The organism is Endozoicomonas sp. SESOKO2, assembly GCF_024606245.1.
In the GTDB taxonomy this organism is placed as follows: Bacteria; Pseudomonadota; Gammaproteobacteria; order Pseudomonadales; family Endozoicomonadaceae; genus Endozoicomonas_A.
The window spans coordinates 1-1,615 of sequence record NZ_JAHHPQ010000528.1 but is presented as its reverse complement, the minus strand read 5'-3'; the positions used below and the strand labels follow the sequence as shown (position 1 = coordinate 1,615).

Below are 1,615 nucleotides of genomic sequence, written 5' to 3'. Positions count from 1 at the left end.
AGTCGTCCATAGCGGCCCGAACTTTTGCCTGCCTCGGCGTGTACTGGAAGGGACCGTCGTCATCTTCGACGGCTTTCTCTGCCGCTTTCAGGACTCCCTTCATTCTCTCAATGGCGGCTTCTCTGACTTTAATCTCACCTTCCAGATGAGCCTGTTTATGAATCAGTTGTTGGGCCTTGCTGCCAATAACATCATCACTGCCCAGTTGTAACCGTTTGTTTCTCAGGGCATTAATCCGTTGTTCATGAGTATCAGTAGCGTCTGGTTTGAGACCCACGGCTTCTTCGACGGTGTTAAGAGCTGCTTTACGATAATCCGCCAGAGCCTCTTTTGCTTTTGATACAGCTTCACTTTTTTGCTTCAGGACTAAACCCAGTGCGTCCATTTCCTTTTCATGTGCGGCTTTAGCCTGCTCATCAATGTGTCCGGGATCTTCAATCTCCTGTTTTTTACGATCCAGATTCTCTTTTGCATCTCTCTGTTCAAGCCGTGCATTGGTCACTGCCATAATTTTCCTGTAGTGCTCACGCAGGAATTCCGTGATCCGAAAATGCTTTTGTCTGATTAAAATCTGTTCACCCAATTCGCTATAGACTTCATCGCTTGCTTCCCGAACAAGAGTATCTACATAAGCCAAAGTATCGATAAAGTCATCAGCTTCTTCCTGTAAACTGAGGTCATCTCTAATCTGAACATTAAGATTTATTTTGGTTTTCAGTTTCTTAAAGATTTCCTCTCGTCTTTGTATACCGTGTTCTTCCAGAAAATCATTGACGTCCTCTACTCGCTCTTGAAGGGTTTGCTCGTCATCTGCAGTCAGACCCAGCCTTATTTGAACTTGTTTCATTGCCCGATTGAGAACTATGTCGTCTCCATCCGAGATACTTTCGTGTACAGCTGGGGGGCCGGTAAATAAATATTGTTTGACACGAATAGCATCCAGCTTTTGCTTAGCTGTCTTCTGCTCACTTTCAGCTTCTTCTATTGCTTCCCTGACTGTGGCTACTTCACGATCAAGAACGTACCGGGGTTTGGGGTCCAGGCGAGCCATTTGCCTGTCAAGTTCATTGTCAATGGCTGTGATATGCTCATTAACCTCAGAAACACCTGCTTTGAAAACTTTTTCTTCCAGCTGTTCGAGTTTTTTTTTAATTAGAATGTTTTGGTCTTCTATACCGGCGTCATCTCTATAGTCCTCAATGTTGAGTTGATGAGCAATTTCATTGTTTCTGGCCCTTCTGAACACTTCATCGCCATGGGTTTCTTCTACCTCACCCATTAATTCCGAAATTTTGCAGTAAATAACATTCTTGTTGTCGTTGAGGTGAACGTCGTTTTCAAATACTACTTCCAGATCGCTGGCCAGTTTAGCAAGGAAAGTCTTGCCTCTTTCTTTTGCCGCATCGTTTACAATGGGGTAGATCTGCAGCCTGTCCTCTATATCTTTAAGCAGCCTTTCCTGTTGTCTTACGACTCGCCAATCCGCAGCTTCGATATAAAAGGTAAGTCTGATTAGCTTATCGTATTTACTGGTTCTTTTTTGAGCAACTGTCTTTTGAGCAACTGCGGTGTAAGCTTTCCAGGGAATTTGTTCTATCGTATCCAGCATGGACTC

The 1,615-nt window shown here is 44.1% G+C and carries 1 protein-coding gene; it reads right to left on the bottom strand.

Going from position 1 to position 1,615, the window contains the following annotated elements:
• A partial coding sequence (locus KDK17_RS12790; protein ID WP_257255269.1) for a hypothetical protein occupies positions 1–1,615 on the bottom strand: 1,615 nt, incomplete at both ends.